At 61.4% G+C, this 19,995-nt stretch carries 16 protein-coding genes; 4 read left to right on the forward strand and 12 right to left on the reverse strand.

The genetic code is table 11. The annotated features are described in order from the left end of the window. Positions 1-23: 23 nt before the first annotated feature. From pstA to MPN23_RS12735, 3 genes are all read right to left on the reverse strand, one after another. Positions 24-944 (reverse strand): phosphate ABC transporter permease PstA, encoded by a 921-nt coding sequence (gene pstA, locus MPN23_RS12725; protein ID WP_424450074.1) that lies wholly within the window; start codon positions 942-944, stop codon positions 24-26. Between the two features lie 49 nt (positions 945-993). Next, the gene (pstC, locus tag MPN23_RS12730) at positions 994-1,917 is read right to left on the reverse strand and encodes a phosphate ABC transporter permease subunit PstC (protein ID WP_243544569.1); all 924 of its coding nucleotides are present in this window, start codon (positions 1,915-1,917) and stop codon (positions 994-996) included. Between the two features lie 84 nt (positions 1,918-2,001). Beyond that, complete coding sequence (locus MPN23_RS12735; protein WP_243544570.1) at positions 2,002-2,811, reverse strand: phosphate ABC transporter substrate-binding protein; 810 nt, start codon at positions 2,809-2,811, stop codon at positions 2,002-2,004. Between the two features lie 197 nt (positions 2,812-3,008). Here MPN23_RS12735 and MPN23_RS12740 point away from each other — a divergent pair, with 197 nt between their 5' ends. Together MPN23_RS12740 and MPN23_RS12745 are read left to right on the forward strand one after the other, a co-directional pair. Further along, entirely contained in the window at positions 3,009-4,370 is a 1,362-nt protein-coding gene (locus MPN23_RS12740) for a protoporphyrinogen/coproporphyrinogen oxidase (protein ID WP_243544571.1), read from the forward strand. A 7-nt stretch (positions 4,371-4,377) separates the two neighbouring features. After that, the gene (locus MPN23_RS12745) at positions 4,378-5,448 is read left to right on the forward strand and encodes a M24 family metallopeptidase (RefSeq protein ID WP_243544572.1); all 1,071 of its coding nucleotides are present in this window, start codon (positions 4,378-4,380) and stop codon (positions 5,446-5,448) included. Between the two features lie 243 nt (positions 5,449-5,691). Here MPN23_RS12745 and MPN23_RS12750 read toward each other — a convergent pair whose 3' ends face one another. Then, positions 5,692-6,786 (reverse strand): glutamate synthase-related protein, encoded by a 1,095-nt coding sequence (locus MPN23_RS12750; RefSeq protein ID WP_424450075.1) that lies wholly within the window; start codon positions 6,784-6,786, stop codon positions 5,692-5,694. Positions 6,787-7,655: 869 nt separating this feature from the next. On the opposite strand from MPN23_RS12750, the gene MPN23_RS12755 reads away from it, so the two are divergent. Then, complete coding sequence (locus MPN23_RS12755; RefSeq protein ID WP_243544574.1) at positions 7,656-7,979, forward strand: hypothetical protein; 324 nt, start codon at positions 7,656-7,658, stop codon at positions 7,977-7,979. A 14-nt stretch (positions 7,980-7,993) separates the two neighbouring features. On the opposite strand, the gene recQ is transcribed toward MPN23_RS12755, so the two are convergent. Next, on the reverse strand, positions 7,994-10,195 hold the full coding sequence (gene recQ, locus MPN23_RS12760; protein ID WP_243544575.1) for a DNA helicase RecQ: 2,202 nt from the start codon (positions 10,193-10,195) through the stop codon (positions 7,994-7,996). Positions 10,196-10,381: 186 nt separating this feature from the next. Beyond that, complete coding sequence (waaF, locus tag MPN23_RS12765) at positions 10,382-11,428, reverse strand: lipopolysaccharide heptosyltransferase II (RefSeq protein ID WP_243544576.1); 1,047 nt, start codon at positions 11,426-11,428, stop codon at positions 10,382-10,384. Positions 11,429-11,547: 119 nt separating this feature from the next. On the opposite strand from waaF, the gene MPN23_RS12770 reads away from it, so the two are divergent. Then, positions 11,548-11,787 carry a hypothetical protein gene (locus MPN23_RS12770; RefSeq protein ID WP_243544577.1) on the forward strand — a complete coding sequence of 80 codons (240 nt, stop codon included), beginning with the start codon at positions 11,548-11,550 and terminating at the stop codon, positions 11,785-11,787. A 371-nt stretch (positions 11,788-12,158) separates the two neighbouring features. Here MPN23_RS12770 and topA read toward each other — a convergent pair whose 3' ends face one another. The 6 genes from topA to MPN23_RS12800 all read right to left on the reverse strand — a co-directional run bounded on the left by topA (position 12,159) and on the right by MPN23_RS12800 (position 19,918). Beyond that, entirely contained in the window at positions 12,159-14,567 is a 2,409-nt protein-coding gene (gene topA / locus MPN23_RS12775) for a type I DNA topoisomerase (protein WP_243544578.1), read from the reverse strand. A 171-nt stretch (positions 14,568-14,738) separates the two neighbouring features. Then, a complete protein-coding gene (metW, locus tag MPN23_RS12780; RefSeq protein ID WP_243544579.1) occupies positions 14,739-15,344 on the reverse strand; it encodes a methionine biosynthesis protein MetW in 606 nt (201 codons plus the stop codon). After that, positions 15,345-16,529 carry a homoserine O-acetyltransferase MetX gene (gene metX / locus MPN23_RS12785; RefSeq protein WP_243544580.1) on the reverse strand — a complete coding sequence of 395 codons (1,185 nt, stop codon included), beginning with the start codon at positions 16,527-16,529 and terminating at the stop codon, positions 15,345-15,347. 33 nt (positions 16,530-16,562) lie between these two features. Further along, the gene (locus MPN23_RS12790) at positions 16,563-16,961 is read right to left on the reverse strand and encodes a rhodanese-like domain-containing protein (RefSeq protein ID WP_243544581.1); all 399 of its coding nucleotides are present in this window, start codon (positions 16,959-16,961) and stop codon (positions 16,563-16,565) included. Positions 16,962-17,026: 65 nt separating this feature from the next. Beyond that, complete coding sequence (gene acs, locus MPN23_RS12795) at positions 17,027-18,943, reverse strand: acetate--CoA ligase (RefSeq protein WP_243544582.1); 1,917 nt, start codon at positions 18,941-18,943, stop codon at positions 17,027-17,029. A gap of 108 nt (positions 18,944-19,051) precedes the next feature. Continuing rightward, a complete protein-coding gene (locus MPN23_RS12800) occupies positions 19,052-19,918 on the reverse strand; it encodes a LytR/AlgR family response regulator transcription factor (RefSeq protein ID WP_243544583.1) in 867 nt (288 codons plus the stop codon). Positions 19,919-19,995: the final 77 nt, after the last annotated feature.

Consider the following 19,995-nt stretch of genomic DNA (forward strand, 5'->3'; position numbering starts at 1 on the left):
TGGTTCCGGGGTGAGGCGAAAAACTATTTGGACATCTTCCTGCGCAGTTTGGAACGCAGCACGATGGCCACGAGGTTCATGCCGAGCACCAGGGCAATGAGCACCAGCGAGGTGCCGTACTGAAGCGGCATGGTGGCTTCCGGGTCCGTGGAGGACACGGACAGGGTGTATATCTGATACGGCAGGGCCATGACCTCGTTGAAGATGGATCTGGCCAATGTCGGATTGTAGCTGGCCGCTGCCGTGAACATGATGGCTGCGGTTTCTCCGGCCGCACGGCTGATGGAGAGGATGGACCCGGTCATGATGCCGGGCAGGGCCGAAGGCAGCACGATCCGGAAAATGGTCTGGAACTTGGTCGCGCCAAGGCCGAGCGAGGCTTCGCGGTAGGTGTCGGGCACGGACCGAAGCGCCTCCTCGGACGTGCCGATGATCACGGGCAGGATGAGCACGGCCAGCGTCAGGCAGCCGGACAGGATGGACACGCCGAAACCGAGACCGCCCAGATCGCGGCTGGCCACGAAGAACGCCATGCCGAACAGGCCGAACACCACGGACGGCACGCCCGCAAGGTTGTTGATGCAGAGCCGGATGATGCGCATGGCCAGCCCGGGGCGTGCGTATTCGTGCAGGTAGATGGCTGCGGCAACGCCCAGCGGCAGGGCAAGGATCATGGACCCCATGCTCAGGTAGAACGTGCCCACGATGCACGGGAAGATGCCTCCGGCCAGCCCGCCTTCCGTGGGCATGCCGGTCAGGAAATCCCAACTGATGGCCGGAAGGCCGTAGTAGACCATGTAGCCCACGATGGTGAACAGGGCCAGACCGTTCAGGGCCACGGCCACGCGGAACAGCCCGAACCAGACCTCCTGGGTCGCCTTGCGCCGGAACAGGTGGCGGGCCGCGTGTTCGGAACCGGTCATGTTCACGCTTGCTTCGGTCATTTCCGTCATTGCTCCTCCGCCACTGTGGTGGCGTTGAAATGAAAAAATCCTACAGGGACGCCGAGCCGACCTGCTTGTACTTGTGCGCAATGTGGTCGGCCAGCAGGTTGAACAGGAACGTGATCGCGAACAGGACCAGCGCAATGGCGAACAGCGCGAAATAGTGCATTTCCAGACCGAAGCTGGTCTCGCCCATTTCCGCGGCTATGCTTGCGGGCATGGGCCGAACCGGGTCGAAGATCGATCCCGGAATCATGGCTGCGCCGCCTGCCACCATGAGTACGACCATGGTTTCGCCGATGGATCGGGACATGCCCAGAATCACGGCCGTGGACAGACCGGACAGGGATGCGGGCAGCACGACGCGCGCAATGGTCTCGAACCGGGTCGCGCCAAGGGCCAGCGAGCCTTCGCGCAGTTCGCCCGGTACGGAATGAATCGCGTCCTCGGCCACCGAGGTGATGGTGGGCACGGCCATGAATGCCAGCATGATCGAGGCATTGAGCATGTTGACCCCGAAACGGATGTCGAACAGTTCCAGCATGACCGGAGCCACCACGGCCAGCCCGAAAAAGCCGATGACCACCGAAGGCAGGGACGCGAGCAGCTCGATGAGCGGCTTCACGATTTCCCGCACCTTGTTGGGCGCGATTTCGGCCAGATAGATGGCGGTCATGATGCCCAGCGGAATGGCGATGAGCGAAGAGAGTGCGGTCACGCATACGGACCCGGCGATGAGCGGGAGAATGCCCCATTGCGGCGTCTCGGAAACCGGCTTCCACTTGTCCCCGAAAATGAAGTCGAGGATGGGCACGCCCGCATGATGTTCGCCCACGGCGTCGAAGCCCGTGAATGTGGGCAGGGCCTCGGAAAACAGAAAGTACATGATCAGGCCCAGCGCAATGATCGAAAGGCTGGCGCAGCAGAAGAAAAAGCCCTTGATGATTTTTTCCCTGGCATGTCTGTTCAGCATAAGCCGTCCTTGGGCGCGCCGATCCGCCGGGACGCCGAACGTCCTGGCGGAAGCGCGTTTGTCTGTCTGTTCAGGCCGATTCCGCTACCTGACCGGAACGAATCCGGCTTCCTCGATCAGCTTCTGGCCTTCCGGACTCAGCGTGAAGTCGATGAACGCCCTGGCCTCGGCGGACACGGTGTCGCGGGTATAGAGATTCAGGCCGCGGGACAGGGGGTAGGACTTGTTGATGGCGTTCTGCATGTTGGCTTCCACGCCGTCCACGGTCAGCGGCTTGATTCTGGGATTCAGGAAGCCCAGCCCCACGTAGCCGATGCCCTTCCTGTTGCCCGCGATCTTGGCGGCCATGGCCGCGTTCGACGGCATGCGGGAGACCATCTCGAATTCGTCTTCCTTTTTCATGACCTTCTTGTGCCACACCTCGTAGGTGCCGGAATTGGTCTCGCGGGAGAACAGCGCAATCATGCCCTTGTTGCCGCCCACGTCCTTCCAGTCGCGGATCCTGTCCTGATAGATGTCCTTGAGCTGAGCCGTGGTCAGGCCGTTCACTGCATTGGAGGGATGCACGATGGGCACGAGGCAGTCCAGGGCGATCACGTACTGGACCGGGGTCACGCCGTTGGCCTTGCACTTTTCGGCCTCGGCAGACTTCATGTCGCGGGACATCATGCCGATGTCCGCGGTGCCGTTGATGATGGCCTTGGCTCCGTCGCCCGAGCCGGTGGCGGAGATGGAAAAGGTCACGCCCGGGGTCTTGTTCTGATACGCGGCCACCAGCTTTTTCATGGCCGGGTCCACGGTGGTGGAGCCCTTGACGCGAATCTGGCCGGCAAAGGCCACGGTGGAAGCAATGGCAAACACGACGGTCAGTACAAAAACACTCAGTTTTTTCATGATGTTGTCCTTCCTCAGAATATTTTGGGGTCTGGTCGGCCTCATTTGCGTGGAAAACAACTAGCAAAACCGTGTTACGGGTGCGTGACGCGCAGGCAAAACCTGAGTGACACCTGCAACATTCCTCCGGTGGCACACTACTTGATTATTTCTCCCGATTGGCAAATTATTCCCCCGGAAACCATGCGGAGACATCCATGAAAACGAAATATCTCATCATCGGGGCAGGCCCCACCGGACTGGGCGCGGCCCGCAGGCTCAGGGAACTCGGGGAAGACGACTTCCTGATTCTGGAACGCCACGACCACGCAGGCGGCCTTGCCGCCAGCTTTACCGACTCCCACGGTTTTACGTGGGATATTGGCGGGCATGTGGTATTTTCGCATTATAAATACTTCGACGACCTCATGGACGACTTGCTTGGTGACGAACGGCTGGAGCACCAGCGGGAATCCTGGGTGCGCACCTGTTCCTCATGGGTGCCGTATCCCTTCCAGAACAACGTGCGCCACCTGCCCGAAGGCCCGCGCTGGGAATGCGTGGAGGGCCTGCTGCCCGGCAACCGTCCCGAGGAGCCCCCGACCAGTTTTCGCGAATGGATTCTGCACGTGTTCGGCCCGGGCATTGCCCGATATTTCATGCTGCCCTACAACTTCAAGGTCTGGGCCACCCCGCTCGAACTCATGCAGTATTCATGGATCGGCGAGCGGGTCAGTGTGGTTGATCTGAAAATGGTGCTGGAACGAATCCTCCGAGAGTGTGACGATGTGGCGTGGGGGCCGAACAGCACGTTCAAATTCCCTCTGCACGGGGGCACCGGGGAAATCTTCCGCAGACAGGCAGCACGGCTGGAAGACCGCATCCGCTATGGGCAGAAGGTCGTGGAAATCGACGCGGCAGCCCGGACCGTGCGCACGGTGCAGGGCGAGGTCGTGGAATACGACTTTCTTCTGAACACCGCGCCCCTTGATCTGCTGGCCGGGAAATGGCTGATCTCGCCCGATGCCGAACTCAGGGAGGCCGCTGCCCGGCTTACGCACAATTCCGTGTACGTCGGCGGGGTCGGGCTGGACATGCAGAGCGAGGCGGACCACAATTCCCGATGCTGGATGTATTTCCCGGAAAGCGATTCCCCGTTCTACAGGGTGACGAATTTCCACAACTATTCTCCGAACAACGTGGCTCGTCCCGGGGAGCAGCTCGCGTTCATGTGCGAGACTTCCTGGTCGGATCACAAGCCGGAAAATCTGGATGAACTCATGGACCGGACCATCTCCGGTCTGATAAACAGCGACATGCTCGATGCGGGACGCGTTCCCGACATCGTCACGAAATGGGAAATTGCCGTGGACTACGGCTACCCCGTGCCCTGCCTGCAACGAAACAGTGCCCTTGCCGCGATCCAGCCGAGGCTGGAGGCGCTGGACATCTATTCGCGCGGCCGCTTCGGCGGCTGGAAGTACGAAGTGGCCAACATGGACCACTCCGTGATGCAGGGCGTGGAATGGGCGCAGCGCATGGTCGCCGGCGAACCGGAAACCACCTACTCATGGAAGTGATGCTCTTATGAAAAATGCGATCTACCGGCAGCGCAGGGAAAATCTCAAGCAGCTGCTCTCGGAACGGAAAATCCCGGCCCTGCTCGTGTCCCATGCGGCCAACCGCTTCTATCTGAGCGGCTTCGAGCTGCATGACGCCCAGTGCAACGAGTCCTCGGGCTGGCTCGTGATCACTGCGGACGGCGACGACTATCTTTTCACCGATCCCCGCTACTCGGATGCGGCGGCACAGGTCTGGGACCCGAAAAACATCTGCGTGTACACGGGCGACAAGTTCGGCACCGTGGGCGGATTCCTCAAGGACCACAAGGTCTCGAATCTCGCGTTCGAGCCCAAGGCCTTTCACCTGTTCGACCACGAACGCCTGATCGAGCACGTGTCCCTCACGGCCATTGACGGCCTTGTCGAGGAACTGCGCATCATCAAGGATGCCGAGGAAATCCGGCTCATGGATGACGCCATGCGCCTGAACCACGAAATGTTCGAGCACATGGCAACCTTTCTGCAGCCCGGCCAGACCGAAGTCGAAGTGGCCCGGGAAGTGGAACGCTTCTTCCGCGAAAACGGTGCCGAGGAACTCGCCTTCTCCACCATCGTGGGTGTCGGCCCGAACGCGGCCCTGCCGCATGCCCGGCCCGGCAACGAAAAGGTCCGCGAAAACGATCTGGTGCTCATCGACGCGGGCTGTCGCCTGCACGGCTACAACTCGGACCAGACCCGTACCTTCTGGATCGGGGACACGCCGTCCGACCGTTTCCGCGAAACCATGGATCTGGTGCGTGGCGCACAGCAGGCCGCCATCGACGTGATCAAGCCCGGCCTCGAATACGTGGAAGCCTACAAGGTCGCCCGCAAGGTCTTCGAGGACGCAGGCGTGGCCGATCTCTTCACCCACGGACTCGGACACGGCGTTGGTCTGGAGACCCACGAACCCCCGAGCCTGAGCCGACTTGCCAAGGGCATCCTCAAGCCCGGCATGGTCGTGACCGTGGAGCCCGGCCTCTACGACATCAAATGGGGCGGCATCCGCTGGGAATACCAGGTGCTCGTCACCGAAGACGGCTGCCGCGTCATGTAGCTGCCGCACATATCAATCGAAAAAGGCCGGGACTGGAAATCAGTCCCGGCCTTTTTTCAATGCCTTCGGCGACCCTCCCGGGGGGCCGGGCTCTGCCCGGACCCGCCAAGGAGCAGGGCCCCTTGGATCCCCATTCCGTCTTGAGAATTTGGGGGAACAGGGAATGGTCCCGTCCTCCCCTGAAACGCCGAGACCCGCGCCGGGGCGCGGGTCTCTTGGCGGAGTGTTCCAGAACCGACTGAACTACATGTCGAGAATCTTCTTGGCTGTCTCGTCCATGACGTCGGTTATGAAAGGTATGCCGGTCTCGCGTTCGGTTTCGCGGTTGCCCGAGGCGATGTCGTTGCGGCTGATCTGGTCCAGTTCGAACTTGCGCGCTCCGGCCATGAGCTGCTGAAGGCCGGCGGAGAGCTTGTCCACCAGGCACCAGATGCCCACTGCGCCCAGCGGCACGTTCTTCATCTCTTCCTGACCCACCTTCTTCTGCACGTCCTGATAGCAGGCAAAGATCTCTTCCGGGGTCTGGCCGTAGCGGGCAACGCCGGCGGGCAGCTTGTCCCAGTTGCCGTGCACCTTTTCCCGGCGGTCCGGGTAGAGCACGCCCTCGATGTTGGAGCCGAGAAAGCCCGGAATCATCATGGCGCGGCCCATGCAGATGAGCTTGGTGTAGGGCGAGCCCATGGCGAGCGCCTTGAAGATGTTGCTGCACTTGGCAAAGCCGCCGGCAAAGGACATGTCCACGACGCGCTTGCCGCGGGCAGCCAGACGGGTGGCGTATTCATGCGCCTTGGCATGCAGCAGGATGGAGGGCACGCCCCAGCTTTCCATCATGTTCCAGGGGCTCATGCCGGTTCCGCCGCCCGAGCCGTCCATGGTCAGCAGGTCGAGATCGGCCTCGGACGCGAACTTGATGGCCATGGCCAGCGCTTCCATGCCGTAGGAGCCGGTCTTCAGGGAAATGCGCTTGAATCCGAGCTTGCGCAGGTAGTTGACCGAAGTCATGAACTCGTCGTGCACCTGGGCATAGGTGTTCAGGTTGGTGTAGCCCAGACGGCTGTGGCGTGCGAAATGCTTGATGGAGCCGCGCTTGAAGCCTTCCTGCACCTCGGGCTTTTCCGGGTCGGGATCGACCAGATAGCCGCGCTTCTTCAGGAAGGTGGCGTATTCGAGGCTGGTGACCTCGATCTCGCCGCCGATGTTCTTGGCGCCCTGCCCCCACTTCAGTTCGAGGATGACCTTGTCGCCGTACTTTTCGGCAACGTATTCGGCCACGCCGTTGCGGGTATCCTCCACGTTCATCTGCACGATGATCGCGCCATACCCGTCATAATACCGCATATAGGTGTCGATGCGGCGCTCCAGCTCGGGAGCCTTGGAAATTCTTCCGTTCCTGATCTCGGACTTGCGATCCACGCCGACCACGTTCTCGCCGATCACGATGGGCGCGCCCACCAGAGCGCAGCCGATGGCAAAAGCATCCCAGTACTTGGCGGCGATGAAGGTGGAACCGAGTGCACCGGTCATGAAGGGCACGCGGCACTTGGTCTTTTCTTTGGCACCGAACTCGGTCTCCAGACTCACGTCCGTGAACAGCAGATCCTGTTCCGTGCCGTTGGAGCCCATGGCACCGTAGTTCAGCCCCTGCACGCGCAGCGAGTTGTAGGACACGCCCACATGGGTCGTGTTGCCGCTGCCAGCGGTGACCAGACCGAAGTCGCGAGGATACAGCACTTCGCGTCCCCGGAGCGAGGAGAGCCAGGTTTCACATTTCCCCTGACAGTCCGCCCGGCAAAGAGTGCACAACCCGGATTCGATGGCATTGCCTCGATTCGCGCTTCCAAGAACGTCATTACTTTTTGGCCAATTCGTCATGTTCTCTCCCTACACATAGCGGTAAATTTGAAGTTTTTGACCATTAGCAGTGCTTTGACCAGTTGTCACTACCATTTTTATAACAAAAATGGCAAAAATAGACTTTTTGCTTTGCAAAAAAAGCGTTTGAAAGTGAAAAAAGCGATACAATTTGAAACCAGCGCAGAATTTCATGCGCGGAATCCGTTTTTTCAGTGCTGGAAACCGTCTTTCATTGCCGGGAATCAGCACGAACGCCAAAATAATGCGTTTCAACGAATGACAAAGGGGGAGGTAGATGGAAAAAGCAAATATTCGCGAGCTTACGTGGGACTATCGTCTGTGATACCCGGGCATTGATCAGGATCAGGTGGGAAAAACGGCTTGGAGAATGGAAACTCAAACCTTCAAAAGGGAAAATGAAAAAAAATGCGTTTTTTTTGGCCCAAAGGCTTTTTCATGGACTGTTCGAACGAGTTTTGCTCTCTTTGCCCGGAATTTTTGCGCCTCGAAAGGGCAGACGAGCAGAAAATCGCCTTGCCTGCCCGGGTGAAAACCTCGCACCCAAGGAAGAACACGGCCTTGAGCAAACGGGAAATGCCGAAATTGCAGCAGGTTGGCCGAGCAGCAACTGCCGAAGACCCCATTTTTTGCGGACGTTCAACACCATGCCGCAATGAAAAGGGAAACACGGCTACATGGAGGAGCGGATCACGCGCAGAACATCAAAGGAATAGCGGCCTTCCAGCGCCTCGTGAGCCGGTGTCATGGAAACCACGCCCTTGGAGCGGAACACGGACAGGGTGTTGCGGATGTGGCGCAATTCGTCGTCAGGCAGCTTCACCACGTCCTCGACCGCGATTTCACCCAGTGCACAGGCCTGGCCCAGATGGGCCCAGACCGTGGAGGACTTGAGGCCGCGCGCATCGGCCACGGCTTCCACGTCGCCGAGATCGCGAAACATGGTCAGGCTTTCCCGGGCGGTTTCCGACAGGGTCCTGGCCTTTTCGCGTCGCTTCTCGCGTTTTTCCGCACGGTCCTCGGGCAGGGGCGGCACGGTGTCGGGCCTGCCGTTTTCGGCTTCATGGTTTCTGAGCACGTCCACGAAATCCGGGCCGAACCGCTTGTGCTTGAGCGAGCCCATGCCGGACATGAGTCCGATTTCATCCAGATCGCGCGGGCGATACTGCACCATTTCCAGCAGGGTACGGTCCGGGAAGATGGCATAGGGCGGTACCTCCTGATCCCGGGCAATGCGCAGCCGTTCCGTGCGCAATGCCTCGAACAGGGCTTCGGCCTCGGGCGTGGACAGCACGTCGCCTTGGGCCAGCCGCACGGCTTTGGTCCGCTTGGCCGCCTTTTTCCGCTTGGGAAGGACCGGGTCCGTGCGGAACCGCACTTCCCGTTCTCCGCGCAGCACGGGCCAGCTCTGCTCGTTCAGCTTGAGCGAGCCGAAGCCCTCCATGTCCACGGTCAGCAGTCCGGCTGCCGCAAGCTGGCGGTACACGGACTGCCATTGTTCCACGCTCATGTCCTTGCCAATGCCGTAGGTGGACACTGCATCATGTCCGAAACGGCGGATGCGTTCCGTGGTGTTGCCCACCAGCACATCGGCCAGGTGACGTGCCCCGAACCGCTGTTCGGTGCGAAAGATGTTGGACAGTGCCTTTTGCGCCGCCACCGTGCCATCCCATGTTTCCACGGGATGCAGGCAGTTGTCGCAATTGCCGCAGGGCGGAATGTCCTCGCCGAAATAGCCGAGCAGAGCCTGTCTCCGACAGCCCGGGGTTTCCAGCAGTGCAAAGATCGAATCCAGCTTGCGATGCTCAATCCGCTTGCGTTCCGAATCTGCCTCGCCGTTTTCGATCATGGAGCGCATGATGGCGATGTCCTGCAAACCGAAGCACATCCAGGAATCCGCAGGCAGGCCGTCACGTCCGGCGCGTCCGGTTTCCTGATGAAAGGCCTCAAGGCTTTTGGGCGGCTCCAGATGCGCCACGAATCGTACGTTGGGCTTGTCCACGCCCATGCCGAAGGCCACGGTGGCGACCATGACAATGCCTTCCTCGCGCATGAACCGTTCCTGATTCGCGGCGCGGGTCTCCTTGTTCAGCCCGGCATGATACGGCAGGGCCGGAATTCCGTTCTTTTCCAGAAACGCGGCCGTCTTTTCCACCTTCTTGCGCGAGATGCGGTACACGATGCCCGCGTCGCCCGGATGATTCTCCTGAATGAACCGCAACAGCATGCGCTGGGGATTCTTCTTGGGCAGGATGGTGTAGCTGATGTTGGGACGGTCGAATCCCGTGGCAAACACTTCGGCGTTGTCCAGTTGCAGATGCCGCAGGATGTCCCGCCGGGTCGGGCCATCGGCCGTGGCCGTGAGCGCAAGCCGGGGCACGCCCGGAAACTGTTCGCGCAATACGGAAAGTTGCAGATATTCCGGCCGGAAATCATGGCCCCACTGGGAAACGCAATGTGCCTCGTCTATGGCGAACAGGGCAATGGGCACCTGACTCAGTTCATGAAGGAAATCCGGTCGGCACAGACGTTCCGGAGCCACGTAGAGCAGATCGAGATTCCCGGCGTGCAGATCGCGCCAGACCATGCCCGCCTGTTCCGCATTCAGGGACGAATTCAGGCATGCGGCGCGAACGCCCATCTGGGTGAGTCCGCTGACCTGATCCTGCATCAGGGCGATGAGCGGCGATACCACCACTCCTGTTCCGTGGCGCAGAATGGAGGGAATCTGGTAGCACAGGGACTTGCCCCCGCCCGTGGGCATGAGGACCAGCGCATCCCCGCCCGTAAGCATGTGGGAGATCACGGGCTCCTGAAGCCCGATGAAGGAATCGAAACCGAATGTGGATTGGAGAACGTCGAGCGGTGAAGACATGCGCGGAGAGTAGGGTATCGACCCGGGAAACGCAATCCGCACCCGGGAGGTTTTGTCCGCTGACAGACCGTTCAGAAATGGTGGGATGCAAGGCGCAAGAAAAGGACAGGATCGACGCGTATTCCGATACGCGAGAGTCTGCCCTTTCCGCAGCAACGCCGCAGATCGCCGTTTTGAGACAGCCTGCTAAATCAAACCCAGCTTGGCGGCCACATCCGGCCAGACGCGGTCCGGGGTCAGGTCGCGCATGCAGCGGTGATGTCCCTCGGGACATTTCTTCGGGCCGTGCAGACCGCAGGGACGGCACGACAGTTCGGTTTCCATGACCGAAGCGCCCAGACCGCGCGGGAAGAATCCCAGTTCGCGGACCGTGGGGCCGAACATGGCCACGACCGGGGTGTCCTGCATCCACGCTATGTGCATGGGGCCGGAATCATTGGTGACGTATGCGTCCAGTCGGTTCAGGTAGGCGGCGAGTTCCGGCAGGGAAAGCGCGCCGGATAGATCGTGCACGCGTTCGCGTGGCGCATCCTCGGCCATGTCCCGGATTACGGTCCGTGCTGCGTCTTCCTCGCCCGGTCCGGCAAAGACCAGCACGGTTGCCCCGGCCTTTGCCGCGCGCGACGCGATTTCGCTGAAATATTCCACGGGCCAGCATTTGGTCGGCCATGTGGAGCCGGGATGGATGCCCAGCACCGGCTCGTCCGCGCAATGCCTTTCCCAAAATGTTGCGGCGGCCGCGGTTGCGGTGTCCGGCAGCACCATGCGGGCCTTTGGTGCGGGCGTTTCGATGCCCAGCGGCTTCACGAGCTGAAAGAGCCGTTCGATTTCCGCCAGTTCCCGGAACTTGCGGTCCACGGTCTCGGTGTAGGCAAATCGATTGAACCACGGGCTTTGGTAGCCGATGCGCCGCGCAATGCCCGACGACCCGGCAACCAGTGCGGACCGGAAGCTTGCGTGCGTGGAAATCCAGAGGTCGAAGCCCTCCCGACCCAGTTCCCGGCCCAGTTTCACGGCATGGGACAGGGATTTGTGCTCCCCGCGTTTGTCGAACACGCGCACCGAGGCCAGTTCGGGTTGTGCCCGAAACAGGGAATCCACGCCCTTGCGCACGAAAAAATGGATTTCCGCCTTGGGAAACCGTTGCCTGAGCGCCGCAATCAGCGGCAGGGTCAGTACCGCATCGCCAAGGAACGCGGTCTGCCACACACCTATTTTCGCATAGTCAGCCATGGCCTCACCGTGTATCCTGTCCTTGCCGCGCTGGCAACGACTTGATCTCGGCAGCCTGTTCATTCTACCATGCCGGGACAGCCGCTCCCCGGCGGCAAATCAGCAGGAGCAGAACCACCATGAAGTACATCATGTTCGAAGACTTTTCCGGCGCACCCATTCCCATCATTTTTCCCAATCGCATCGATCACCGCGATTTCCGCGAACAGATGCCCTACACCAAGGTGCTCTCCGCAGGCTACGTGTCCCTGCGCCCCGACGGCTTCTCCTGCCATGGCGGCTCCAAAGCCCTCGAAGTCGAGTCCCGGCCCGAAGACGCGGCCATCATCACAGACAAGCTCGAAGACGCGGAAAGCTAGGAAGAATGCCTTCGGCGACCCGAGAAACTTTCGTGAAAGTTTCTCGGGGCTCTTCAAAGCTTTTTGGTTCTACGCCGCCTGCGAGGGATGAGGGAACTTGTCCGGCTCGTTTGGCGGCGTAGGGAGATGCGGAAAAGCAGGAGCTTCCGCTATCGAAGAAAAGGACTCAGGGGAAACAGGCAAAAGAAGAGAAACAAGTCTTTTTTGAAGCCAGCCACCCCGTCTTGAGAATTTGGAGAGGCCGGATGCATGTCCCGACAGGGCATGTATCCGGCCTCTTCGAATTCTCAAGACAGAATGGGGATCCAAGGGGCCTTGCTCCTTGGCGGGTCCGGGCAGAGCCCGGCCCCCCGGGAGGGTCGCCGAAGGCCCTATTCTTCGTCCACGGGTCGCATGTAGTCGCAGCCCTTCTGGGGGCAGGCCAGAACCTCGCCCTTTTCCTTGTCCATCTTGCGGACGAGGATGGGATGCTGGCACTTGGGGCACGGTTCGGCCACGGGCCAGTTCCAGACCGCATATTTGCAGTTGGGGTAATTGACGCAGGAATAGAAAATCTTGCCGCGTCTGGAGGACTTTTCCACAAGGTGGCCGTCGCAGCCTTCCTCGGGGCAGGGAACGCCCGTGGAAAAGGGCTCGGCGTGGGTGCAGTCCGGGTAGTTGGAACAGGCGATGAACCGGCTGCCGGTGCGGGCCTGCTTGAGGAGCAGTTCTCCGCCGCATTCCGGGCACACGCCCATGACCTTGGGCTTTTCCGCTTCCACCACCTCGATGACCCCGTCCGCATTGCGGATGAAGTTCTTGATGTTGCGGCAGTCCGGATACCCGGTGCAGCCGAGGAATTCGCCGCGTCGGCTCTGCTTCACGGCCATGGGGCGGCCGCACTTGTCGCAGACCACGCCCGTGTCCTCGGGCTCCTCGCGCTCCTGAACCTGAATTTCGCCATGCTCGTCGCGCGTGAAATTCTTGATGTTGCGGCAGGACGGGAACCCGGTGCAGCCGAGGAATTCCCCGGTCTTGCCGAACTTCACGGCCATGGGCTTGCCGCACTTGTCGCAGACCACATCCGTGGCCTGACTGGCCTTGGACATCTCGGTCCGGGCCTTGTCCAGAGTGGGATAGAAGCCCGAGCCGAAATCCTTGAGCAGGGCGACCCAGTCCATCTTGCCCTCGGCCACGTTGTCCAGGGATTCCTCCATGCGTGCGGTGAAGCTGACGTCCATGAGGTCCTGAAAATGGTCGGAAAGCATGTCGCTGACCGTGAAGCCGAGTTCGGAGGGCACGAACCGCTTTTCCTCGAGCCGGGCATATTCGCGGTCGATCAGCGTGGAGATGATGGCCGCGTACGTGGACGGTCGGCCGATCCCCAGTTCCTCAAGGGTCTTGACCAGCGAGGCTTCCGAGTACCGGGCCGGGGGCTGGGTGAACTTCTGTTCCTTTTTCAGCTCCTCGACGTTCAGGACTTCCCCTTCGGCCAGCTTGGGCAGTTCCGCATCGCCGCCCTGCCGGTCCATGACCGCGAGAAAACCCGCGAACAGAAGGCGTTCGCCCTTGGCGCGCCACAGGGTGCGCGGGGCCGCCACCAGCACGGTGGTATCCCAGAACGAGGCCGCAGCCATCTGCGAGGCCACGAACCGCTGCCAGATGAGCTTGTACAGCCTGTGCTGATCCTGCGGCAGATGCTTTTTCACATCGTCCGGGGTCAGGGTCACGTCGACCGGGCGGATGGCTTCATGCGCGTCCTGAGCGCCGCCCTTGGTCTTGAAGACGCGAGGCTTGGGCGGATAGTAGTCGCCGCCGAACCTGTCCAGAATCAGCTCCTTGGCCGCTTCCTGCGCGTCCTTGGCAATGCGCACGGAGTCGGTACGCATGTAGGTGATCAGCGCGGTGGTGCCGAGCTTGCCCAGCTCCACACCTTCGTACAGCCGCTGGGCCACGCTCATGGTCTTCTTGGCGGAATAGCCGAGACGGCGGTTCGCATCCTGCTGGAGCGTGGACGTGATGTACGGCGGGGCCGGGCTTTTCTTGCGCTGCTTTTCCTGAACCGATTCCACGGTGAACGAACCGTTCTCCAGTTCCTCGGTCAGGGCGTCGGCCTGTTCGGCCGTGGAAATGTGATTGACCCCGGGCTTGATCGCCTTGCCGTCGAGCTTGTGCATCTCCACCCAGAACGGCGGGGGATTGGCTCCGGCCACATTGGCCTTGAACGGCCAGTATTCGTCGGCGCGAAAGGCGCGGCGTTCCTTTTCCCGCTCCACCAGCAGCTTGAGGGCCACGGATTGGACCCGGCCGGCGGAAATGCCGCGCTTGATGTTCTTCCACAGGATCGGGGAAATCTTGTAGCCCACCAGACGATCCAAAACACGGCGCGCCTGCTGGGAGTCGAACAGATTCTCGTTCAGGGTCTGGGGATGTTCCAGAGCCTCGAGCACGGCGCGCTTGGTGATTTCGTTGAACTGAATGCGCTGGATTTCCTTCTTGTCATCGGAAATGAGCGCGGCAACGTGCCAGGCAATGGCTTCCCCTTCGCGGTCCGGGTCAGGCGCGAGATATATCTTCCGGGCCTTGGATGCGGCGGACTTCAGGCGCTTGACCACATCCTCCTTGCCCCTGATGATTTCATACTGGGGCGTGAAGTCGTGTTCCTCGTCAACTCCGAGGTCACGGGTGGGCAGGTCGCGGACATGGCCCACCGAGGCCTCCACGATGTAGTCCTTCCCCAGAAACTTGCTGATGGTCTTCACCTTGGCGGGTGACTCGACGATGATCAAATCTTTTGGCATGGAATGCCTCATATCCACTCGACGGGCCGCTGGCAACCCCCTTTTTGTTCCGGCCCTGTAAGGGCCGGGCCGGATCGGGGCAGTGTGCCGGGAGTGAATCACAAATGTTTTTCATGGAATCAGGAGATTCTCCCGAAACATGGGGGTTCAAGAAAAGGCCGGAAGTCGTTTTCACGCTTCCGGCTTGCCCAGCAGAAATATGCCGAACGTGGCGAACAGATTGGGCATGAACGAAACCACGCGGCCCTTGGAATCGTGGTGGTGGGTGGCAATGGCCACTTCCTTGAGAATGGGAACGTGCAGCCGCCTGCAGAACCTGCGGAAATCCGCAATGGGAATGACGCGGATGTTCGGCGTGTCATACCATTGGTAGGGCAGCTCCTTGGAGACCGGGGCGCGGCCGGTGAAGAACATCTGGAAGCGGTTCTTCACGTGCGTGAAGTTCGGAAACGACACGATGCAGCGATCGCCCACGCGCAGCATCTGATGGATGAGGCGTTCCGGGGAGTAGACCTGTTGCAGGGTCTGGGAGAGCAGCACATAGTCGAAATGGCTGTCCGGGTAGTCCTCGATCTCCTCGTAGATGTCGCCATGGATCACGGTCAATCCCTTGGCAATGGCCTCCCCGGCCTCGTTCTCGTCGATTTCCACGCCCACGCCCTGCACCTGCTTTTCGTGCTTGAGGTGGGCCAGCAGTGCGCCCGTGGAGCAGCCGAGGTCGAGCACGCGGCTCCCGGGTTCGATCCAGGAAGCAATGACTTGCAGGTCGAATCTCATCTATCTGTCTCCCGAGACGCATTCCGCGATGATGCGGTCCAGAAATCCGGTAACCAGGCTGTCGAGCCGGGGGTTGGGCAGCAGGAACGCGTCGTGTCCCCACGGGGCCTCCAGTTCGCAGAAGCTCACGTCCAGCCCGTTCTTTTTCATGGCCTTGACCATCATGCGCGACTGATAGGTCGGATAGAGCCAGTCCGAGGTGAAGGAAAGCACCAGATAGCGGCAGGTGGCGCGGGAAAATGCGGCCACGAGCGAGCCGTTGCCGTACTCGTTCTCCAGATTGAAGTAGTCCGCGGCCTTGGTCAGGAACAGGAAGGCATTGGCGTCGAACCGCTCCACGAACTTGTTGCCCTGATAGCGCAGATAGCTCTCGACCTGAAAGTCGGCTTCGAAGTCGAAGGAAAGTTCGCAGCGATCCTGAAGCCTGCGGTCGAACTTGCGGCGCATGGATTCGTCGGAAAGATAGGTGATGTGGCCGATCATGCGGGCCACGGCCAGGCCGAGTTCCGGGCGTTCCCCGGTGCCGTAGTAGTCGCCGTGATTCCACTTGGGGTCGGCCATGATGGCCTGCCGCGCGACCTCGTTGAACGCGATGGCCTGCGCCGAGTGCTTGACCGTGGTGGCCATGGGGATGGCGGCACAGACCCGATCCGGATAGCGCACCGACCATTCGAGCACCTGCATGCCGCCTACCGAGCCGCCCACGACCGCCAGCAGTCTGTCCACGCCCAGATGGTCTATCAGCCTGCGCTGGCAGCGGACCATGTCCCCGATGGTGACCACCGGGAATTCCATGCCGTACTCCCTGCCCGTGGCCGGATTGACCGATCCCGGGCCGGTGGAGCCCATGCAGCCGCTGATGACGTTGGCGCAGATGATGAAGAAGCGGTTGGTGTCCAGCGGCTTGCCCGGGCCGATCATGATGTCCCACCAGCCGGGCTTGGGGTCTTCCTTCGAATAGTAGCCTGCGGCGTGGGAATCCCCGGTCAGGGCATGGGTGACCAGAATGGCGTTGCTTCCGTCGGCATTCAGGGAGCCGTAGGTCTCGTAGGCCAGAGTCACGGGCGCGAGCATGCGTCCGCTGTCCAGCACGATGCCTTGGCCGTCCTCGCCGAAAGTGTAGTATTGCTTTTCGACCCGGCCCACGGATGCGCCCGTGTCCAGACCGTCCACGTATTCGCTCATGAACGCTTCAATAAGCCCGGCCAGCGTGTCCGGTCAATGCCCGGACACGGTCTCGCCGCCAAAGAGTTTCCATGCGGTCATGCCCCATGTCAGGTTGCGCACGTTGGTGTAGCCTTCGCGCTGAAGCAGCTTGGCAATGGGCGGGGAACGGTGCCCGGTCATGCAGATCACGACCACGGGCATGGCCTTGTCCGGCACGGCCCGTTCCAGATCGGCCTGATCCGGGGGCATGGGCAGATTGATCGCGCCCGGAATGTGAAAGGCCTCGAATTCCGCCCGGGTGCGCACGTCCAGAATCACCGGGGCCCTGCCCTCGTTGATTTCCAGCTTCAATGTCCGGGGGCTTGCCGGGCCCACGCCGCCCATCCACCAGGCCACGTCCCACGCGACCAGCAGAATCAGAAGCAGCAGCAACGCCCGAAGTATCACCATGCATGTTTCTCCCTTGAGGAAGCGCTTCCGGTTTTCCCTTTGCTGCCGGGAGGAGGAAGACCAGCCTATTCGTCGTCCAGCCCGGTCACGTCGCCGAGATCGAGACCGAGTTCCTCGGCCTTGAGCACGCGGCGCATGATCTTGCCGGACCGGGTTCTGGGCAGCTTGTCGCAAAAGGCAATGGACTTGATCACCGCGACCGGGCCGAGCTCGTTGCGCACGGTGCGCTTGAGGTCCCTGATCAGATCATCGTCCGGCTCGAATCCGTGATGCAGGACCACGAAGGCCTTGGCTGCCTCGCCCTTGATGCGGTCGGGCACGCCGATGACCGCGGCCTCGCTCACGGCGCGATGCACGCAGAATGCCGCTTCGAGTTCCGCCGGGCCGATGCGGTGCCCCGCGATGTTGATCACGTCGTCGGCACGGCCCTGAATCCAGATGTAGCCGTCCTCGTCCCTGCGCGCCACGTCGCCCGCGTAGTACCTGCCGGGAATCTTTTCCCAGTATTCGCGGTAGCCCTCCTCGTCGTTCCACAGCCCGGTCATCATGGCAGGCCATGGCCGGGTCAGCACGAGCAGGCCGCCCTTGCCCGGCTCGACCGGGTCGCCGTTCCGGTCCACCACGTCCGCCTCCACCCCGGGCAGGGGTTTGGTCACGGACCCGGGCTTGAGCAGGGTGATGGGCAGGGGCGCGAGCATGAACATGCCGGTTTCGGTCTGCCACCATGTGTCGAGCACAGGGCATTCGGACCGGCCGATGTTCTTGTACAGCCATATCCACGCCTCGGGGCTGATGGTCTCGCCAACCGTGCCGAGCAGGCGCAGGCTGGAGAGGTCGTGTCCCTTGGGATACTGGGTGCCGAAGCGCATGAGCATGCGGATCATGGTCGGCGCGGTGTAGAAGATGGTCACGCCGTAACGCGCCACGATGGACCAGAGCCGGTCGGCCTGCGGATAGTTGGGATGGCCCTCGTACATGACCGAGGTGGTCCCGGCCAGCAGCGGGCCGTACACGCCCGAACTGTGGCTCGTGACCCAGCCCGGATCAGCCGCGCACCAGAAGATGTCGGTCGGCTTGATGTCGAACACCGTGGTCAGGGTGCGGTGCACGCCCACCATGTAGCCGCCGTGGGAATGCACGATGCCCTTGGGCTTGCCCGTGGTTCCCGAGGTGTAGAGCAGGAACAGCGGGTCTCCGGAATCCATGACCTCGGTGGGCGCCTCGTTGCGCTCCTGACGCACCAGATCGTCGTAGTGGAAGTCCCGGCCGTCCACCATGTCCACGCCCAGATTGCAGCGGCGGACCACGACCATGGATTCCACGCAGTCGGCGCAGGCCCCGATCAGGGCTTCGTCAGCCGTGTCCTTGAGCCGGATGATGCGCCCGTTGCGATAGAACCCGTCCGTGGTGATCAGCAGCTTGGCCTGCGCATCGTTGATTCGCTGGCGCAGGGCCTTGGCCGAAAAGCCCGCAAAGACCACGGAATGAATGGCCCCGATCTTGGCCGTGGCCAGCATGGCGATCATGGTTTCCGGGAGCTGGGGCATGTAGAGCAGCACGCGGTCGCCCTTGCGGATGCCGAGGGATCGCAGGGCGTTGGCAAAGCGGTTCACCTCTCGGTACAGCTCGAAATAGGTGTATTTCCGGGTGTCGCCGGGTTCGCCCTCCCAGATCAGGGCGAGCTTGTTCTTGTTGGCGGTCTCGATGTGGCGATCCAGCGCGTTGTACACGATGTTGCAGCGCGCGCCCGGAAACCATTTGCAGAACGGGGACTGGGAATCGTCGAGCACCTGGTCCCATTTCTTGAACCAGTCCAGTTCGTCGGCCGCTTCCTCCCAGTAGCCCATGGGGTCCATGGCCGCGAACTTGCGGGCCGCGTCCAGCTCCTGGGGATTGACGTTGGCCTCGATGACAAGCTGGGGCAGGGGGCGAAAGACCCGCTCCTCCTGCAACAGGCTGTCCAAAGCGCCTGACTGATCCATATATGCCTCCTCGCTCTTCGAAACCTGTCCGTGCGAGCGTATTACGCATGAAAAATCCCGGCCGGGCCGCTTTTATTCGGTCAGCGGTCCGGGCGGGAGGGTAAGCGGTCACAGACCGATGATCTTCTTCAATTCGCCGATGCGACGACGACTGATGGGCAGCTCGATGCGCGTGCGGCCCGCCGTGCGAAGCATGAAATTCGATCCGGGCATGGACGCGATTTCCGTGACCATGTCCAGATTGACCAGATATTTTCTGTGCACCCGGAAAAAGCGGTGCGGCCCGAGCCGATCCTCCAGATTCTTGAGCCGGTACGAGGTCAGGAACTTCTGCTGCGCAGTGTGCACGTAGGAGTAGTCCTCGAACGCCTCCACGAAGATGATCTGGGAATAGGGAACAAGAAACGTGCGCCCGTCCTGGGACACGGCCAGCTTCTCGATCTCCGGCACCCGGTTCGCAGTCTGGTCCCATGCGGTCCTGAGCGCTTCCAGAAAGGTGTCCTGCTCCTCGTCGGGCAGGGGAAGCTGCACGGTGTGCTCGTCCCCGCTGTCGTCGGGTTCGGGCACGGCGGATGCGGACGGGGCCGGAATCTCCCGGAACCGGGACTTGAACGACTGGAGCCGGTCTATGGTTCGCGAGAACCGGCCCGGTGCGGGCGGCCAGAGCAGATAGTCCGTGGCGCCCAGTTCGAACGCGGCATAGGCCCGGGTCTCGGAGTCGGACAGAAAGACCAGCGCCGGTCTGGCCTTGCGCCCGGCAAGCATCTGGGCCAGCTCGATGCCGCTGGTTTCGCCCGGCAGCTCCGTGGAGACGAAGAACACGCCGTAGGCAATGGCCTCCAGCAGCTCCATGGCCTCGTATGCAGTCACGGCCTCGCCCAGCACCTGCAGAAACGGCACGTCGTCCAGCTCGCGGCGCAACGCGGCGCGGACTTCCGGGTCCGGATGGACCAACAGTGTCTTGAGCTTGGGCATGGCGGCTACCGGTCCTGTCTGCACGGGAACAGGATATTCCCGTTCTTTTCAACTATTTCCCTACCCGTAAACCGGTT

The organism is Pseudodesulfovibrio tunisiensis, assembly GCF_022809775.1.
Taxonomy (GTDB): domain Bacteria; phylum Desulfobacterota; class Desulfovibrionia; order Desulfovibrionales; family Desulfovibrionaceae; genus Pseudodesulfovibrio; species Pseudodesulfovibrio tunisiensis.

What these genes read in the sequence shown, in the direction of transcription:
- topA (WP_243544578.1), bottom strand. Translation starts at nt 14,567, where the DNA reads ATGCCAAAAGATTTGATCATCGTCGAGTCACCCGCCAAGGTGAAGACC.
- MPN23_RS12790 (WP_243544581.1), bottom strand. Translation starts at nt 16,961, where the DNA reads ATGGTGATACTTCGGGCGTTGCTGCTGCTTCTGATTCTGCTGGTCGCG.
- MPN23_RS12735 (WP_243544570.1), bottom strand. Translation starts at nt 2,811, where the DNA reads ATGAAAAAACTGAGTGTTTTTGTACTGACCGTCGTGTTTGCCATTGCT.
- pstA (WP_424450074.1), bottom strand. Translation starts at nt 944, where the DNA reads ATGACCGAAGCAAGCGTGAACATGACCGGTTCCGAACACGCGGCCCGC.
- metW (WP_243544579.1), bottom strand. Translation starts at nt 15,344, where the DNA reads ATGAGATTCGACCTGCAAGTCATTGCTTCCTGGATCGAACCCGGGAGC.
- MPN23_RS12800 (WP_243544583.1), bottom strand. Translation starts at nt 19,918, where the DNA reads ATGCCCAAGCTCAAGACACTGTTGGTCCATCCGGACCCGGAAGTCCGC.
- metX (WP_243544580.1), bottom strand. Translation starts at nt 16,529, where the DNA reads ATGAGCGAATACGTGGACGGTCTGGACACGGGCGCATCCGTGGGCCGG.
- recQ (WP_243544575.1), bottom strand. Translation starts at nt 10,195, where the DNA reads ATGTCTTCACCGCTCGACGTTCTCCAATCCACATTCGGTTTCGATTCC.
- waaF (WP_243544576.1), bottom strand. Translation starts at nt 11,428, where the DNA reads ATGGCTGACTATGCGAAAATAGGTGTGTGGCAGACCGCGTTCCTTGGC.
- MPN23_RS12745 (WP_243544572.1), top strand. Translation starts at nt 4,378, where the DNA reads ATGAAAAATGCGATCTACCGGCAGCGCAGGGAAAATCTCAAGCAGCTG.
- MPN23_RS12770 (WP_243544577.1), top strand. Translation starts at nt 11,548, where the DNA reads ATGAAGTACATCATGTTCGAAGACTTTTCCGGCGCACCCATTCCCATC.
- MPN23_RS12750 (WP_424450075.1), bottom strand. Translation starts at nt 6,786, where the DNA reads ATGCGGTATTATGACGGGTATGGCGCGATCATCGTGCAGATGAACGTG.
- MPN23_RS12740 (WP_243544571.1), top strand. Translation starts at nt 3,009, where the DNA reads ATGAAAACGAAATATCTCATCATCGGGGCAGGCCCCACCGGACTGGGC.
- acs (WP_243544582.1), bottom strand. Translation starts at nt 18,943, where the DNA reads ATGGATCAGTCAGGCGCTTTGGACAGCCTGTTGCAGGAGGAGCGGGTC.
- pstC (WP_243544569.1), bottom strand. Translation starts at nt 1,917, where the DNA reads ATGCTGAACAGACATGCCAGGGAAAAAATCATCAAGGGCTTTTTCTTC.